General features: G+C 29.9%; 15 protein-coding genes. 12 read left to right on the top strand and 3 right to left on the bottom strand.

The features are described 5' to 3' along the window. Positions 1-3 precede the first annotated feature (3 nt). From gldF to dnaN, 3 genes are all read left to right on the top strand, one after another. Complete coding sequence (gene gldF / locus BT107_RS04300) at positions 4-735, top strand: gliding motility-associated ABC transporter permease subunit GldF (protein WP_072302512.1); 732 nt, start codon at positions 4-6, stop codon at positions 733-735. After that, entirely contained in the window at positions 735-2,402 is a 1,668-nt protein-coding gene (gene gldG / locus BT107_RS04305) for a gliding motility-associated ABC transporter substrate-binding protein GldG (protein WP_072302513.1), read from the top strand. The genes gldF and gldG overlap by 1 nt, the downstream gene beginning before the upstream one ends. A gap of 128 nt (positions 2,403-2,530) precedes the next feature. Beyond that, entirely contained in the window at positions 2,531-3,652 is a 1,122-nt protein-coding gene (gene dnaN, locus BT107_RS04310; protein ID WP_072302514.1) for a DNA polymerase III subunit beta, read from the top strand. Positions 3,653-3,729: 77 nt separating this feature from the next. On the opposite strand, the gene BT107_RS04315 is transcribed toward dnaN, so the two are convergent. From BT107_RS04315 to BT107_RS04325, 3 genes are all read right to left on the bottom strand, one after another. Further along, positions 3,730-4,242 carry a hypothetical protein gene (locus BT107_RS04315; protein ID WP_072302515.1) on the bottom strand — a complete coding sequence of 171 codons (513 nt, stop codon included), beginning with the start codon at positions 4,240-4,242 and terminating at the stop codon, positions 3,730-3,732. 124 nt (positions 4,243-4,366) lie between these two features. Then, positions 4,367-4,738 carry a DUF4870 domain-containing protein gene (locus tag BT107_RS04320; protein WP_072302516.1) on the bottom strand — a complete coding sequence of 124 codons (372 nt, stop codon included), beginning with the start codon at positions 4,736-4,738 and terminating at the stop codon, positions 4,367-4,369. 172 nt (positions 4,739-4,910) lie between these two features. Further along, complete coding sequence (locus tag BT107_RS04325; protein WP_084639111.1) at positions 4,911-7,451, bottom strand: S9 family peptidase; 2,541 nt, start codon at positions 7,449-7,451, stop codon at positions 4,911-4,913. A 224-nt stretch (positions 7,452-7,675) separates the two neighbouring features. On the opposite strand from BT107_RS04325, the gene mnmE reads away from it, so the two are divergent. From mnmE to BT107_RS04375, 9 genes are all read left to right on the top strand, one after another. After that, the gene (gene mnmE / locus BT107_RS04330; RefSeq protein ID WP_072302912.1) at positions 7,676-9,064 is read left to right on the top strand and encodes a tRNA uridine-5-carboxymethylaminomethyl(34) synthesis GTPase MnmE; all 1,389 of its coding nucleotides are present in this window, start codon (positions 7,676-7,678) and stop codon (positions 9,062-9,064) included. Between the two features lie 83 nt (positions 9,065-9,147). After that, positions 9,148-9,381, top strand: coding sequence for a hypothetical protein (locus BT107_RS04335; protein WP_072302913.1), 234 nt, complete (start codon positions 9,148-9,150; stop codon positions 9,379-9,381). Between the two features lie 370 nt (positions 9,382-9,751). Further along, complete coding sequence (locus tag BT107_RS04340) at positions 9,752-9,952, top strand: hypothetical protein (protein ID WP_072302517.1); 201 nt, start codon at positions 9,752-9,754, stop codon at positions 9,950-9,952. Positions 9,953-9,964: 12 nt separating this feature from the next. Beyond that, positions 9,965-10,663, top strand: a complete 699-nt coding sequence (locus BT107_RS04350; protein ID WP_139254269.1) for a hypothetical protein — start codon at positions 9,965-9,967, stop codon at positions 10,661-10,663. Positions 10,664-10,888: 225 nt separating this feature from the next. Continuing rightward, complete coding sequence (locus tag BT107_RS04355) at positions 10,889-11,128, top strand: hypothetical protein (protein ID WP_072302520.1); 240 nt, start codon at positions 10,889-10,891, stop codon at positions 11,126-11,128. Positions 11,129-11,267: 139 nt separating this feature from the next. After that, complete coding sequence (locus BT107_RS17610) at positions 11,268-13,277, top strand: WG repeat-containing protein (RefSeq protein ID WP_072302521.1); 2,010 nt, start codon at positions 11,268-11,270, stop codon at positions 13,275-13,277. Positions 13,278-13,333: 56 nt separating this feature from the next. After that, complete coding sequence (locus BT107_RS04365; protein ID WP_072302522.1) at positions 13,334-14,443, top strand: hypothetical protein; 1,110 nt, start codon at positions 13,334-13,336, stop codon at positions 14,441-14,443. Positions 14,444-14,468: 25 nt separating this feature from the next. Next, positions 14,469-15,002, top strand: coding sequence for a hypothetical protein (locus BT107_RS04370; RefSeq protein WP_072302523.1), 534 nt, complete (start codon positions 14,469-14,471; stop codon positions 15,000-15,002). A gap of 206 nt (positions 15,003-15,208) precedes the next feature. After that, positions 15,209-16,201: a hypothetical protein gene (locus BT107_RS04375; RefSeq protein WP_072302524.1), complete on the top strand. Its 993-nt coding sequence runs from the start codon at positions 15,209-15,211 to the stop codon at positions 16,199-16,201.

Here is a 16,201-nt window from a genome sequence, read left to right on the forward strand (position 1 = left end):
TAGATGTACGCCATTTACAAACGAGAAATACAATCGTTTTTTACGTCGCCTATTGGCTATATGGTCATAGGCTTATTTTTAATATTTAGCGGCCTGTTTTTGTGGGTCTTTAAAGGAGAGTATAATATTTTTGATTACGGTTTTGCAGACCTTAGTAGTTTCTTTTTTCTTGTGCCTTGGGTATTTTTGTTTTTAATACCAGCTATTACAATGAAGAGTTTTTCTGAAGAACGCAAAACAGGAACCTTAGAACTCCTTTTTATAAAGCCAATATCTTTATGGCAAACCGTTTTTGGTAAGTTTTTAGGAACTTTAACTTTGGTTGTTATAGCTATAATACCAACCTTTTTATATGTTTATACCCTATCAGAACTAGGTACTACTGTTGGCAATTTAGATATGGGTGTTGTTTTTGGTTCTTATTTTGGTTTATTATTTTTAATGTCTAGCTATACGGCTATTGGTATTTTTGCCTCTACCCTATCGCAAAATCAAATTGTTGCCTTTTTATTAGCACTTATACTTTGCTTTGTCTGTTTTTACGGTTTTCAAGGAATTAGCACTTTATTTACAGAAGGTAACACTGCTGTAGCTGTAGCATCTTTAGGGATGAAAGCTCATTTTGAAAGTATTGCACGTGGCGTTATAGATACAAGAGATTTAGTCTATTTTATTACATTAACTGTCTTTTTCTTGTTTTTAACTGTTGTACAACTTAAAAACTTAAACCGATAATGAAAAAGACACTCACCTCCGTAGCTATTGGTTTTATAGCATTAGTACTCCTTAACATAGTATCTAGCTTTATATATACAAGAGTAGATGTTACCGAAGATAGCAGGTACACCTTATCTACTGCTGCTTTACAAACGGTAAAAGAATTTAGTAATCCTGTTATAATTGATGTTCTTTTAGAGGGCGAATTACCAGCAGAATTTGTAAAATTAAAATTTGAAACAAAACAAATACTAGAAGAATTTGCCGCAGAAAACAATAATATAAAATTCAATTTTATAAACCCTTTAGAAACTACAGGCTCGTCTGATAATGCTATTTTAGAAATGCAGAAGTTAGGCTTAACACCTGCTAATGTTACTGTAGAAGAAAACGGAAAAGTATCTCAAGAATTTGTTTTTCCTTGGGCAATGGTTAACTATAACAATAAAACTGTTAAAGTTGCTTTGCTTAAAAACAAACTAGGTTCTACAACAGAAGAACGCGTTACCAATTCTATACAGCATTTAGAATATTCATTTGCAGATGCTTTTACAAAGCTGAACATTAAAGAAAAAAAGAGAATTGCAGTTTTAAAAGGTAATGGCGAATTGCAAGATATTAACTTGGCAGATTATTTATCTACCATAAGAGAATATTATAATATTGGAGCCTTTACGTTAGATTCTGTAGCTACTAATCCTCAAAAAACATTAAAAGAATTACAGAAATACGACCTAGCTCTTATTGCCAAGCCTACAGAAGCCTTTACAGATAAAGAAAAGTATGTTTTAGATCAGTTTATGGTTCATGGCGGAAAATCTATGTGGCTTATAGATAACGTTAGTATGGAACTAGATAGTTTGTATAACGAAGAAGGCAAATCTTTAGCCTACCCAAGAGATTTAAACCTAAAAGACTTTTTCTTTAAATATGGTTTACGTGTAAACCCTGTATTGGTAAAAGACATCTATGCTACACAAATTGTATTAGCTAATGGTAATGGTAATAACTCGCAGTACAATCCTGTTCCTTGGCCATTTAATCCTATGGTTTTTTCTAGAAACGATCATCCTATTAATAACAATTTAGAAGCTTTGCGCTTTCAGTTTGCAAACACAATAGACCTTTTAGATAATAACGATTTAAAAAAGACAATTTTATACTATAGTTCACCTTTGTCTGCTGTAGTTGGCACACCTAATATTATTAGTTTAGAAAGCACTACAAAGAGTCCTAATAAAGAAGAATACAATAATGGAAACAAACCTTTGGTTGTTCTTGTAGAAGGTAATTTTAAATCGGTTTTTACCAATCGTGTTAAGCCTTTTAAAATAGAAAACAACAAAGAAGTTGGTGGTCCAAATAAAATGTTGGTTATTGCAGATGGTGATGTTATTAAAAATCAAGTAAGCAAAGGAAAGCCATTAGAGCTTGGTTATGACAAATGGACAAACAACGCTTACGGGAACAAAGAATTTATGGTGAACAGCCTAAATTACCTGCTAGATGATAGCGGACTTATAAACATCCGTACTAAAAAAGTGGCTGTACCATTCCTTGATAAAGAAAAAATAGCGACGCAAAAAACAAAGTGGCAACTTATAAACATAGCATTACCAGTGGTTTTAACGCTGCTTTTTGGTTTTATATTTAATTATTATAGAAAACAGAAATACGGTAAATAAGTGTTAATAAGTTTGTTTTCGTTAAAAGCACAATTAAAATATCTTTGTTTCAAGGATTTTTTAAGATTTTTAAGAAGAACTTAAGGCATTTGAGAGCCTAACCATAAATGAAGAAAATTATATAGCTGATGAAATTTATAGTATCTAGTACTTATTTGTTAAAGCAATTACAAGTTTTAGGTGGTGTTATTAATAATAGTAACACATTACCAATTTTAGATAATTTTTTGTTTGAATTAAAGCAAAACAGTCTTACTGTTTCTGCCTCTGATTTAGAAACTACAATGAGTTCTGTTTTAGAAGTAGATTCTGATAATGAAGGTACAATTGCTTTACCAGCAAAATTATTATTAGAAACGCTTAAAACGTTTCCAGAACAACCTTTAACGTTTGTTGTAGAAGAAAACAATACAGTAGAAATTAGTTCTAACCACGGTAAATATGCATTAGCATATGTAGATGGTGCAGAATTCCCTAACGCTGTAGAATTATCTAACCCTAGTACAACAACTATTTTAGGTGATATTTTAGCTACTGCTATTAACAAAACTATTTTTGCAGCTGGTAATGACGATTTAAGACCTGTAATGAGTGGTGTATTTTTTCAGTTTTCTCCAGAAAACTTAACGTTTGTTGCTACAGATGCACACAAACTTGTAAAATACCAACGTACGGATGTTACAGCTAGTCAGGTAGCAGAATTTATTATGCCTAAAAAACCTTTAACATTATTAAAAGGTATACTTGGTGGTAGTGAAAACGATGTTACTATAGAATATAATGAAAGTAACGCTAAATTTACTTTTAACAACACAGAGCTAATCTGTAGATTAATTGATGGTAAATACCCTAACTATGAAGCGGTAATACCAAAAGAGAATCCTAATGTACTTAGTATCTCTAGAACTCAGCTTTTAAGTTCTGTTAGACGTGTTTCTATTTTCTCTAACAAAACTACACACCAAATACGTTTAAAAGTTGCTGGTGCAGAACTAAATATTTCTGCTGAAGATATAGATTACAGTAATAAGGCAGAAGAACGTTTAACGTGTTCTTACCAAGGAGACGATATGCAAATAGGTTTTAACTCTCGTTTTTTAGTAGAAATGCTAGGGAATTTAAATTCTGATGATGTTTCATTAGAGATGAGTTTACCAAACAGAGCAGGTATTTTAACACCTATAGATGGTGTAGATGAAGGTGAGCACGTAACAATGCTTGTAATGCCAGTTATGCTTAATAACGGATAAACGAAAATACCCAATATAAAAAACCAAAAAAGAGGACATAATGTCCTCTTTTTTTATGCCTTTAAATTTGTAAAGAATTATTGTTTACGCTCTAACTTTGTAAGCTTAATATTCTCTTTTACCAATTTAAGTTTTGTTTTTGCTATAGAAGATTTTAGCTTTTCTATAGCTACAGGAGACAATTTACCTGCTGCAGTGTCCTGAGATAATTTGTTCTCTAGCTTCGCAATTTTTCTTTCTACCTTAGAAATGTTTTTGTTTTGCTTTGCGATAGAGTTTTTAAGTTTAGCAGCTTTTTTTGCTTCCTTTTCTTTGTTCTTAATCTCTTTAGCTTCTTTCTTAGCCTTTTTATCAGCTGCTTTCTGCTCTTTTTCTGCTTGCTTTGCAGCTTTCTCTGCTAATTTAGCCGCTTCTTCAGCTTTTGCTGCTGCCGCTAATTTTGCTGCCTCTTCTGCTTTTAAAGTTTCTTCTGCTGTTTCTGTAGTTTCAGTAGTTTCTGTTTTCTCTACTTTCTCTGTTTTTTCTTCTTGTGCTACTAAGTTTGTTGCACTAAAAGCTACTAGCATTGCTGCCATTACAATCTTCTTCATAATTTATATTATAGTTAATGTGTGTGCCGCAAAATTAAACTATAAATCTGATATAAAAACAAAAAAAATCTACCTCCAAATTAAATTTAGAGATAGATTATATAAGCCATTTATTTCTAATGTGTTATGATATAAAAGAGATGGTCATAAACTTACTAGGCGCTTCGCCATTTGCAGCTCTTACCGCATTTACTATTGGCATTACAAAGCCAATTATACCTACAAACAAGAATCCTAACAGCCCTAAGCCAAATAGTAATATTCCTGGAACACTAATTATAATGTATAATAATAAACTTAACTGAAAGTTTACTATTGACTTTCCGTGCTCGTTCATACCTTCTACAGTGTCCTTTGTTGTTAACCAAAGAACCAAAGGAACTATAAAGCCCCCTACTCCTGTGCAGTAATGTAATAGTTGTGTTAAATGTGTAACTGCTAATAATCCGTTATCAGACCTTGTTGTTGTTGTTTTGTGTTGATTGATGATTTCCATTTTTTGATTGATTTTGATGTTATACTATATCAGTAGCATAATTATTTAAAATGTTACATTAAAATCTTAAAGTTTTATTTTAATTAAAAAATACTCATCACCCTAAAAGCAAAAAAACGCCCGTATTTGTTACAATACGGGCGCTTATTATACAATAGTGCTTTTCTGTTTTTTAATGCTTAGGAACAGCTCTATTCATCTCTAACATATCTACATTAGTAGCTTCTACACCTAAAAAGTGTTTGCTAAAATAATCTGCTTTTAACCAAAAGAAATACTCCGTCATACTACCAAAACCGTGTCTTTGACCTGGCATCATCATAAAGTCGAATCTTTTATTTGCTTTAATTAATGCATTTGCCATTCTAATTGTAGCACCAGGATGTACATTGTTATCTACATCACCCGTTACTAACATTAATTTTCCTTTTAAGTTTGCTGCTAAAGTCTGGTTCTTATCAATATCATACTTATAACTAATAACACCATCTGCATCTTTAACTTCTTCTACTCCGTGGTGCGTTTCACTCCACCAACTGTTGTACATAGAGTTATCATGATTACCAGCAGAAGAAACTGCTACTTTAAAAAAGTCTGGGTATACAAGCATTGCGGCAGTAGACATAAATCCGCCTCCAGAATGACCAAAAATTCCAACTTTATTAATATCTATATAAGAATGCTGATCTGCCAATTGCTCTGCAACATACTTTTTATCTGCCAAACCATAATCTCTTAAGTTACCATAACCATAGTTGTGGTACCACTTAGACCTGTCTGGGTGACCACCTCTGTTACCTAAGGTTACAACAACAAAACCAACTTGTGCCAACCTATCTAACCTGTTCATAGAAACAGAAAAAGATTTGTTTACAGCCTCTGTTTGCGGTCCAGGATATACATACTCTAAAAGTGGGTAACTCTTAGTTTCATCAAAATCAAAAGGTTTATACATTACTCCATAAAGATCTGTAATACCGTCGTCTGCTTTTACTTTAAAAGGTTCTGGAAATTTATAACCCGTAGCCATAAGCGCAGATAAATCTGCCTCTTCTAACTTTAAAACAACTCTACCATTACTAGATCTAAGTTCAGATTTTGGAACTGTATTTACTCTAGAGTAGTTACTAACAAAAAACTGGTTAGAATCTGACATACTAGTATTGGTAGTAAAATCTCCTTTATTAAGATTTTTTAGTCCTGTACCATTTAAGTTAATTTTAAAAAGGTGCTCGTAATAAGGATCTTGATCTGGAGTAACTCCATTTGCTGTAAAAAACAACGTACGATCTTTCTCGTTTACACCAACAAAATTATTAGAGTGGTAACTACCACTAGTAATCTGGTTTTTAAGATTACCATCTGCATCATACAAATAAAAATGTGCCCAACCGTCTCTCTCTGACCATTGAATAATTTCTTCTTCGTTATTAAACAAAACAATGTCTTTAGCCTCTACATACGTATTAAGCTCTTCTGTAATAAGTGTTTTAACATCACCTGTATTAATATCTGCTACGTTAACAGTTACTTTTTTACGATCTCTGCTTGTGCTGCTAAAGTATATTTTACCTTTTTTAGAAAGTAATAATGATGGTCTAAAGTCATCACTATAATTCATTTTTTTAGTTGGCGCACTGTATACGCTTATGCTTTGTTGTATTGTAGAATCTAATTTTACAGAAAGTACATCTTTAGCAGGAATATCAAAAACCAAAATCTCTGATGTAGAAAATTCCTTTTCTCCTGGCATATGGTATTTATATGTTTCTAGAGTTGGCCTTTTTTTAGCCACAGAATTTATAACCCATAAATCTTTTAAATCTCTAGAGTCAGATCTTTGGTATACAAACTTTTTAGAATCGTGAGACCAGTGCCCTCTTATTCCCTTACGTTTGTCTTTGTTTTCTTCTTTAGTCTCGTTATTTTCTCCCCAAGAGCCACCACCGTAACTATAGTTCTCTACACCATCTTTGGTCCATTGGTGTTCTACAATTGTGGTATCTTTCTCGTCTTTTATAGCTTTTAAAAAGTTGGCCTTATCCATCCAATATAAATTGTGCTGCTTAGAAAATAATACAACGCTACTATCTGGAGCTATGTTAGCCCAACGCTTTCTGTTTTCGTCTTCTTTTTTATTGTTGATAATAGTTAAGCCATTACCACCTAATTTATACTCTAAATAGTATACTTTATTCTCTTTTTTAGGTGCTTTTTTAGGCTTTTTAACCTTAGTAGAATCTTTAGTAATAGTATCGTTCTCTACCTCTTTTTCTTCTTTCTCTTCTTTTTTATCGTCTACAACAGCTACTTTTTCTTTAGAAGTAACTCTAAAACGTATAGCAGTTTCGTTTTTAACAAATTTAAAGTTTAAACGTGGTAAATGCTTAGCATCATAAGGGTCTTTAGTAATTAGAGTAAGCCACTTTGCCATTTTAGCATTATCAAATAATTTTGTTTTTGTACCCCTATCGGCATCAACTAAATAATAATTGGCACCTTTTGTAGTTTTATACTGGTACCAGAATTTATTCCCTTTTTTTAACCAGTTTGGGCGTACGCTAGTAGAGTGTACAATTTTCTTTAAGTTATCTGGAGAAAATTTTGCTGCCTGCCTGTAATTGGGCGTAGGTACATTTGTAGTTTCTTCTTGTGCAAATGTTACAGTAGTAGCTACTAATAACAAAAGCAACAAGGCTGTTTTTTTAATCATTTTTTAGTTTTTGAGTGAGTTAGAAATTGTTTTGGTGGTAACAAAAATATCATTACACATTACAACAAGCTTACTTTTAACGTTTTGTTAAGATGTATAGTTGCTTTTTTATGACCTAAGAATACATTTAACACGTTACACCTTACGGCTCTTTGTTATTGGTACTATTTTATTTAATGAAAAATGAATACACATCAACTTTAATAATTTGTATTTTTGCATTTATGTTTTCACAAGATACTATAGTTGCATTAGCAACACCATCTGGAGCTGGTGCCATAGCCGTAATTAGGTTATCTGGACCAGACGCAATTACACTAGCAAATGCTAAGTTTAAGTCTATACACAATAAAGACTTAACCAAGCAAAAAACCCACACCATACATTTGGGACATATTGTAGATGGCACTAAGGTGTACGATGAAGTTTTAGTGTCTCTTTTTAAAGGACCAAACTCTTATACGGGTGAAAATGTAATAGAAATATCTTGTCACGGATCGCAATACATACAGCAGCAAATTATACAATTGTTTTTGCGTAATGGCTGTAAAATGGCAGATGCAGGTGAGTTTACATTACGTGCCTTTTTGAACGGAAAAATAGATCTTAGTCAGGCTGAAGCTGTGGCAGATTTAATAGCGTCTGATAATGAGGCTAGTCACCAAATAGCAATGCAGCAAATGCGTGGCGGATTCTCTTCTGAAATTAAAAAACTACGAGAAGAACTTCTAAATTTTGCCTCTTTAATAGAGTTAGAACTAGACTTTGCAGAAGAAGATGTAGAATTTGCAGACCGTACACAGTTTATAACACTATTATCTAAAATACAACACGTTTTAAAACGATTAATAGATTCTTTTGCTGTTGGTAACGTACTTAAAAACGGAATTCCGGTTGCTATTGTAGGCGAACCTAATGTGGGTAAATCTACCTTATTAAATGCCTTTTTAAACGAAGACCGCGCAATTGTAAGTGATATTGCAGGTACTACAAGAGATACTATAGAAGACGAAATATCTATTGGTGGTATTGGTTTTAGATTTATAGATACTGCGGGTATACGAGAAACGCAAGATGTGGTAGAGAGTATTGGTATTAAAAAAACGTTTGAAAAAATAGAACAAGCACAGGTTGTGTTGTATTTAAGTCCGCTTACACCAGCTATAGAAAATTTAGAAAGTATAAAAATAGAGATTGAAAAAATAAAAAATCAGTTTCCGTTAAAAACACTTGTTGTAATTACCAATAAAAAAGATTTATATACTCCAGAGCAAATAGAAGCTATAGAGACCGAAATACCTGCTACGCTCTTTATATCTGCTAAAACAGGTGATGGCGTAGAGACATTAAAAAACAAACTTCTAGAGTTTGTAAATACAGGTGCATTGCGTAATAACGAGACTATTGTTACCAATACCAGACATTATGATGCTTTACTAAAATCTTTAGAAAGTATAGAAAGAGTACAACTTGGTATGGATGGCGGTATTTCTGGAGATTTACTATCTATAGACCTTAAAGATGCGTTGTACCACTTGGGTGAAATTACCGGACAGGTTTCTAATGATGAGTTGCTTGGTAATATTTTTGCTAATTTTTGTATTGGAAAATAACTAGCTAATCTACTTTATTATTAACTATTTCTATATATTAATTGCGTTTAAAAACTAGGCAATACCAACAAACAGTATACAAGATGATTATAGAACAAGAGCAGAAATTTAAAGAAGTACTTTCTAAAATAGAAGGACAAGTTAACGAACAAAGTTTTTTTAATAAGTTCTTGGAATTGTACCCTAAAGTTTGGCAAAAACTAAAAGCCAACTATTCTAAATTTAATAGAAGCAAACAATCTAGACAAACCATACCATTACCAAAACCTGAAGTTTCTTTACGTAAAGAAATTAGAATGTGGTTGCAAAAACAATAGACCAAACTATACCTAAGCAAACTTATAAAAAGGGCATTCTCTATTAATTTATACCATTTATACATATATCTGGGTCAATTACACAAATCCGTAATTTTTGCCAAAAAAATAGTTTTACATTGTACTAAACTTTAGGAACTAAAGTTATTTTCTAAAAATTACACACAAAACCATATATAATTAATTGCTCTTCCTCTCGCCTACTCTTATAAATTTTATCTTATTTTCTATTCGGTTTACAATTGCTAAATTATACGTTAAACCACGCCACTAACCATACACAAAAACCGTTCTACGCAATTTAAGATCAGGTACATTGTAACAAATTAGTATTTTACTCTACTAATTCAATAAACAAAAACATAGTAAAATGAAAAAAAATAATGGAACGATTTTTATGGTAATAGGATTGATGTTTACAACTCTTGGATTAACGATTCTGAATGAATATCAAATTTTACAATATGGTGCTCTAATTCTTGGTCTTATTTTAACAATATATAGTGTATTTGTATCTGACAAATGGAAGAAAAGTCAAAAAAATATAGAAAACAAAGATTCTATTAAATAAAAAACAAACCAATTGAAAAAAATACTGATACTACTCCTTATTGTTACTTCTGCAATTTGTATGTCAATGGTTTCAACTGGGCCATCAACAATTGAGTCAGAAATTATACCAATTTCTATAAATAAAAAAGGGCAAATTCTTTGTAAAACTCGTTTCACTCAAAATAAAATGGGATCTTATAATCCTATGATAGTAGAATATGGTTTTTGTATTTTAACTAACGAATCAATACTAGAAATTAAAACTAAAGTTCTTAACCCTAATAAGTTTAACAATGAAGATAAATACTATGAAGAACTTAAATATTGGGATAAAATATTTAGGGGAAAAACAAGTACAGAGCAATTGTATACCATTAAGAACAAGATACTAAAAAACAACTATAATTTTACAGAAATTAATACAGACCAATATAAAGTAGATAAAGAAATTTCTATAGTTGAGTTTGAAAAAGAAAAGAAAATATCTTTAAAAGAAAAAAGGCAAAAAGCTCTAAAAAATGCTAGGAGTACAACATATCATTCAAAAAAAATAGTCCATATTCTGTACGACTTTGGCTCTATTATATGCTTAAAAAACAAAACTGATTATGATGATAATGAAATTGGAGCTTATTTTGATTATCTAATTTCTTGGGGAGATGAAAATGGTATAGAACAAAAAATAGATTACGATATTACTACCATTGTAGGAGTGCTAAACTTAAAGTAACATAGTTATAGTTTGCTAAGCAACAAACCAACACCATAGTGGCTACTACCTGCTCTATTTGCCATAAATAATCTTATTATAGAAGAATTAGATACTGTAGAGAAATTTATAACCGATACAGATAATTATATTTACACATCTTCTCTAAAAGCATATACAGATGCGCCTAGGTTCTCTAGCGAAATTACAATACGAGATAAGGTAAATTATAAAATAAGAGTTGCAATGGGAACGGCAACAGAATATTATTCTGATGCCTATAACGGAATGGAATACAAAAAAAGGGTTTTAAAATACCTTGAGTTGTTATCTTCAAAAACAAAACGAGAAGATTTTTTAAAGGAAAAAGTCATTACAAATCTCACTACACATATCTACATAATGGATTTTACAAACTTTTTGGAACTGTACCAACTGGCACTTTTAAGTTTTGGAAAAACAACAACTAAAATAAATATAAGGTAATTACTTACGAATATAAATTGACCTTTGGTTGATTTGTAAACAGTAACTAGTATTGTAAAAAATTGCAACTACATTGTTTATTACCAATAAGAGCAATTGTTTTTTCCATTTTATAAAAAAGCATATAATACAATATTAAATGAAACAACTTTTAAGTATACTACTTTTCTCTTTATTTTTTTTAACTGCTCATAGTCAAGTAAGAACAAAGAATGAAATTTTAGAAAAAATTCAGGATAAAACTTTAGAAGAAATAAAAGAAGAGTTTAAAGAAATAAAACAAGAAGTTGAAGCCTCTATAAACTTATCTAATATAAGAATTTCTGGAGGCCCTTTAAACGATACTGAAACAAAATATACTGTACCATACACAGCAAAAGAAGATGTAGATCTTGCTGAGTATTATAGTAACCGATTAAGTGAACTAGAGTTTTCTCAAGAAATAAAAAACAATAAAACCGAACTTTCTTGGTTTAATGATTTTTATTTAATTGTCTACCCTAGATCTTTTAATACTAAAGGATTAGAAAATCCTAAAATTTTATTAGACACTATATACTATTATGATGGTACTAAACAACATACATCTTTAACCAACTATAATACTGTTAACACCTTAAAGAAAATAGACAGTATTAGTATTTTATATAAATACCAACGTTACAAAAAAGCCGAATTTATAGAGTTAAACAACAAGCACAATAAATCTAATGATGGTAAATTGTTTTTAAGTTTAATAGAAGATCATAAAATAGAACTACAAATAGATTCTATTTTAGAAAGTAATATACTCTATATAGAGGCTTTAGACGCTAAAGGAAAACCTTTATGGGAAAAAAGTACTTTTAAATCTAAGTCTAATATTAAATCTCAAGAAAAATACTTAGAAGAAGTTATTTTATTTTTAACCAATGCAATAGAAAAGATTGAAACAAAAGAAATTACAACTAAAGAAAAATACGCAGAATATATCTATAATTACCAACCAAGAAAAGAAATAAAAATAGATTATACACCAAAAACTATATTATTTAATAGTTATGCGGGTAAAGTATCTACAATAAAAGTTTATTTAAACCCAGGAATAGTTAATGTAGAAAAACGTTTAAACATTACTAACTCTACTATTTATAGCAACGGCGTAACTGTTGGTAGTTTAGATAATAATGATGGATTAATAGATAAAGCAGGAAAGTGGGTAATTAAACCAATTTATAGATCAATAACTCACAAATTACTAAATCACTATACGGTAACAAAAGAAAATGATAGGCTTTTACATCAATTTAATAAAGAAAAAAAAGAATTAAGGCCGGTACCGTATATAATAAAAAATACAGAAGTATATAATAATAAGTATATAGAAATATTTGTTCCTACTAACCAGAATAGAAAAACAGGTCTGCTAGACACAGAAACTTTAGAATATGTTTTAAAACCTGAAGAGAGAGAGTTGAAATTAAAAAAAGAGTATTACATATCTATTAAAGAGTCTGATACTGCTTCTGATTTTTTTGAGGTCTACAGGTTTGCAGATCACAAAAAAATATTTGAAGGTCACTTTTATAAAATAGAAATAGACAATGACCTTTTTATTGTAGAACATATTGAAGAAGCCTCAAAAGATGCATCTCGTTATATTCATAAAAAAGGTAAGTACTACTCTTACTATTATGATATTTACAATAACGAAGGAGTTAAATTAAATAAGGAATCTATCAACTATTTTCCTGACAAAGAAAATTTTGGAAAAGATGAATTACTTTTAGTAAATGATTCTAAAGACCAAATATATTTTATTGATAAAAAGCTAAGAAAACAAAAATTTAAATTAAAAAGGTTTAAGCAAGTAAAATCTTTTTCTAATGGCTTTGCAGCTGTTCAAGACCATAACAACAAATGGGGATATATAAACACTAAAGGAGACATAGTAATACCTTTAAAATATTCTAGAGCAAATTATTTTATAGGCAATTCTGCTTTAATAATGTTTAACAGTCAAAGCCATTTGATAGACACTAATGGTAAAGTTATTTTTACTTTTTCAGGCAACATTATTAGATATTCTAGTGAACCAGATGCAACCAAGGCTACTTACACCATACAAAGCGGACAACTGTTTAACCATTTAGGCAAACTTTTAAATTAATATTAAAGTATAAAATAACTATAATCCAAAGAATGAATCAATCTAATTTATAACTTATGAAACGCTACTTAAAATTAACTTTAGTATTAAGCTGTATTTTACTATGTACTAGTTGTGTAGAACTAAATACAAATTATGATACTTTTTACATTAATACAGACCTAGAAGACGTGCTAGAAACGCCTACTGATGCTGATATTAAAAATTTACTATCAGAACCATCTGTTTGTACATATGTAACCTTAGAGGATAAAAAGTTATTTGTTCCTGTTAATTACAGAGCAATTGAAAGTGGTGTTGGTAAGTATAGAGTTAAGGTAGGAGATTTAATGATTACCGAAGAGGTTAACAACTATAATCCAATACGATTTTTTAACAACCAACAAGATTTAAGGGCAGATGGTTTAAGAAATACTTTCTTGTTTTTTATACCCAGTAAAGACTCCTTAGCCATAACTAAAGAAAAATTAATAAAGCAACGTGATAGAGTTGATTATGCAGACAGTACAAGCATAATATCTGGTTTAGAATTAATTCACTTTAAATATAATAAGTTAAAAAAAGGTTTTGATCTTTTTCATAGTCAAAAAATACCAGGTTTAGATAAAGACATTACAACGACAGAACTTTTATATGAAAATATTGACATACTACGTATGGCAAAACATTTAAATGATGAAAACCAAAAAGAACTAAATTGGGAAAAACTACACAATGTTGTTCCAGTACATTTTCCAAGATATTTTAACTCACTAATAGATACCGTTGTGGCGTATACAAAACAACAACCTAATAATTATAGGTATACTTACGACCCTAATGATTTGTTTTTTGAATTTTCAATTGTAAAAGATTCATCTCTTGTTACGTTACTAAAAGACTTAAAGGAAACACCAATTAAAGAAGAAATAAACATAAAAAATAAATACGCTAAAGAATCTTTACGTGTACTTAAAGATCATGCTAGTTACAGATCTAACTATATCGAAATTTTATACACCGAAGATGAAAATACATTTTTTATGAATGATGGTTTTGATGGCCATATTTTATCTTTTTTACCAGGCAAAGAACTATTATTTGTTTTAGATAACGATAATCCTAAATATTATAATAATGAAATTTATTATAAATATTTTAAAGAAGTATTGCTCCCTAAATTATAAATTAAGCAGTAAAGTATAAACAATAATGCCTCTAGACTTAATATATACAAAAACCGATAAGTGGATTTTATCTAAAGTCACTGCCAATTATAAAACTTGGCAAGAAAAATTCTATTTTTATACCACACATCTAAACTTTACAGATGTAGAAAATTTAGTCCTTTTTTTAAAGGACGATTTTAAGTTGTCTGATAAAAACAGAACTGACATATTTAACGATGTTACCAATAGTAATAAAGACTTTTTTGAGTTAAAAGTGCTTAATAACACCATAACTATTACAGAACTACAATTACAGCTACTACAATCTAAAGAAACCCTTATAGATTGGGAAGATTGGTCTTTTATATTTAGAAAAACTAATAACAACGATTATTATCTGTGGGTTTTTCTTGGTGGTATTGCAAACCAAGTTCGCGAAATAAAATTAAGCGCTACCCAAATAAAAGAGTGGAAAGAAATAGGAAATACATATAGTAAAAAGTTGGCTTTAGAACTTAAACAAAAAAATTCTGAAACCTACAATAATGCTATCAATAACAATAGAAGAGTACTCTAATTTATAACTAGATATACATTTCTAAATTTTAGTTTAAAGCCTATAATTATACTAAAATACAACAAACACTTACGAATATTAATTGTCTATTAAATACGTAAGCTAATATAGTTAGTATTGATTATTATTTAGTCTGTTATATTTTAAAATAGACAAACCTAGAATTTAAAATAGCAGCAGAACTACAATAATTTAGTAGATGTATTATGAAAAACAATTTTAAACTATTTGTTGGTTTCACCACACTAATAATCGCACTTCTGTATTTTTTAAAACCTAGCAAAGAAACTACAGATACTCAACAAAAAGATACTTCTACAAAAAAATCAGAATCATATATTATAGAAGAATTACCAGAAAAATATAAAAACTACAAAACGCTAGATAGCATTACAAATAAAGACTTAAGTATTACAACTTTTAAAAGTATTAACGAGAAATTTGCTTTTAGGGTTAATGACTCTATAATAGGCTTAAAAACAAATACAGAATTAAACAATAATAAAGATAGTATTGTAACAAGTTTTTATAGGATAGACCAATTTGGTACTGTTTTAGACTCTATTTCTTTTTTAAATACATATGTATTTCAGCACAACTCTTATCTTGTATATGCAAAAAAAGATTACTATTTAAGTTTTCTTATAGATGGTGATAAAACACTAAAGCCAATACATTTAAAAAATGACAACAATACTTATAGCGAAATAGAAGCTAGAGAAATTGCAGAGAATAGTGATTCTGCAACAACAAGCTATGTAAATGATAGTACCACTAATAAACATTTACTTAAAGTTACATTCCTAAAACAAGGTGTATGGTCTTATATAACTGTTGACGATAGTTTTTCTGTTTCAGAAAATTACGGAGAATATAACACCATGCAATTTAAAGAATTAGACCAGAAAACCAATCTAGACTATTTTCATAAAGAAGAATGGGAAAAAAACACTATGTCTGGCGGGTTATATGCTACTGGAGGAAGATCCCAACACTGGATAGGTACATCTTACTTTACTATTTATTCATTCCAAAATATAAAGTTTAAAAAAGGATTTACTAGATGGTTTACAAATGATAAAAGATTGCTAATGCCTTATGAAATTTATGAAAATCCTAACAAAAAATTTATTTTAATTAGAGAAATGATGGATACTTATGGGTGTGAATATACTTTAATTAAGAATACTAAAGAATAA

It is taken from the genome of Cellulophaga fucicola (genome assembly GCF_900119145.1).
Taxonomy (GTDB): domain Bacteria; phylum Bacteroidota; class Bacteroidia; order Flavobacteriales; family Flavobacteriaceae; genus Cellulophaga; species Cellulophaga fucicola.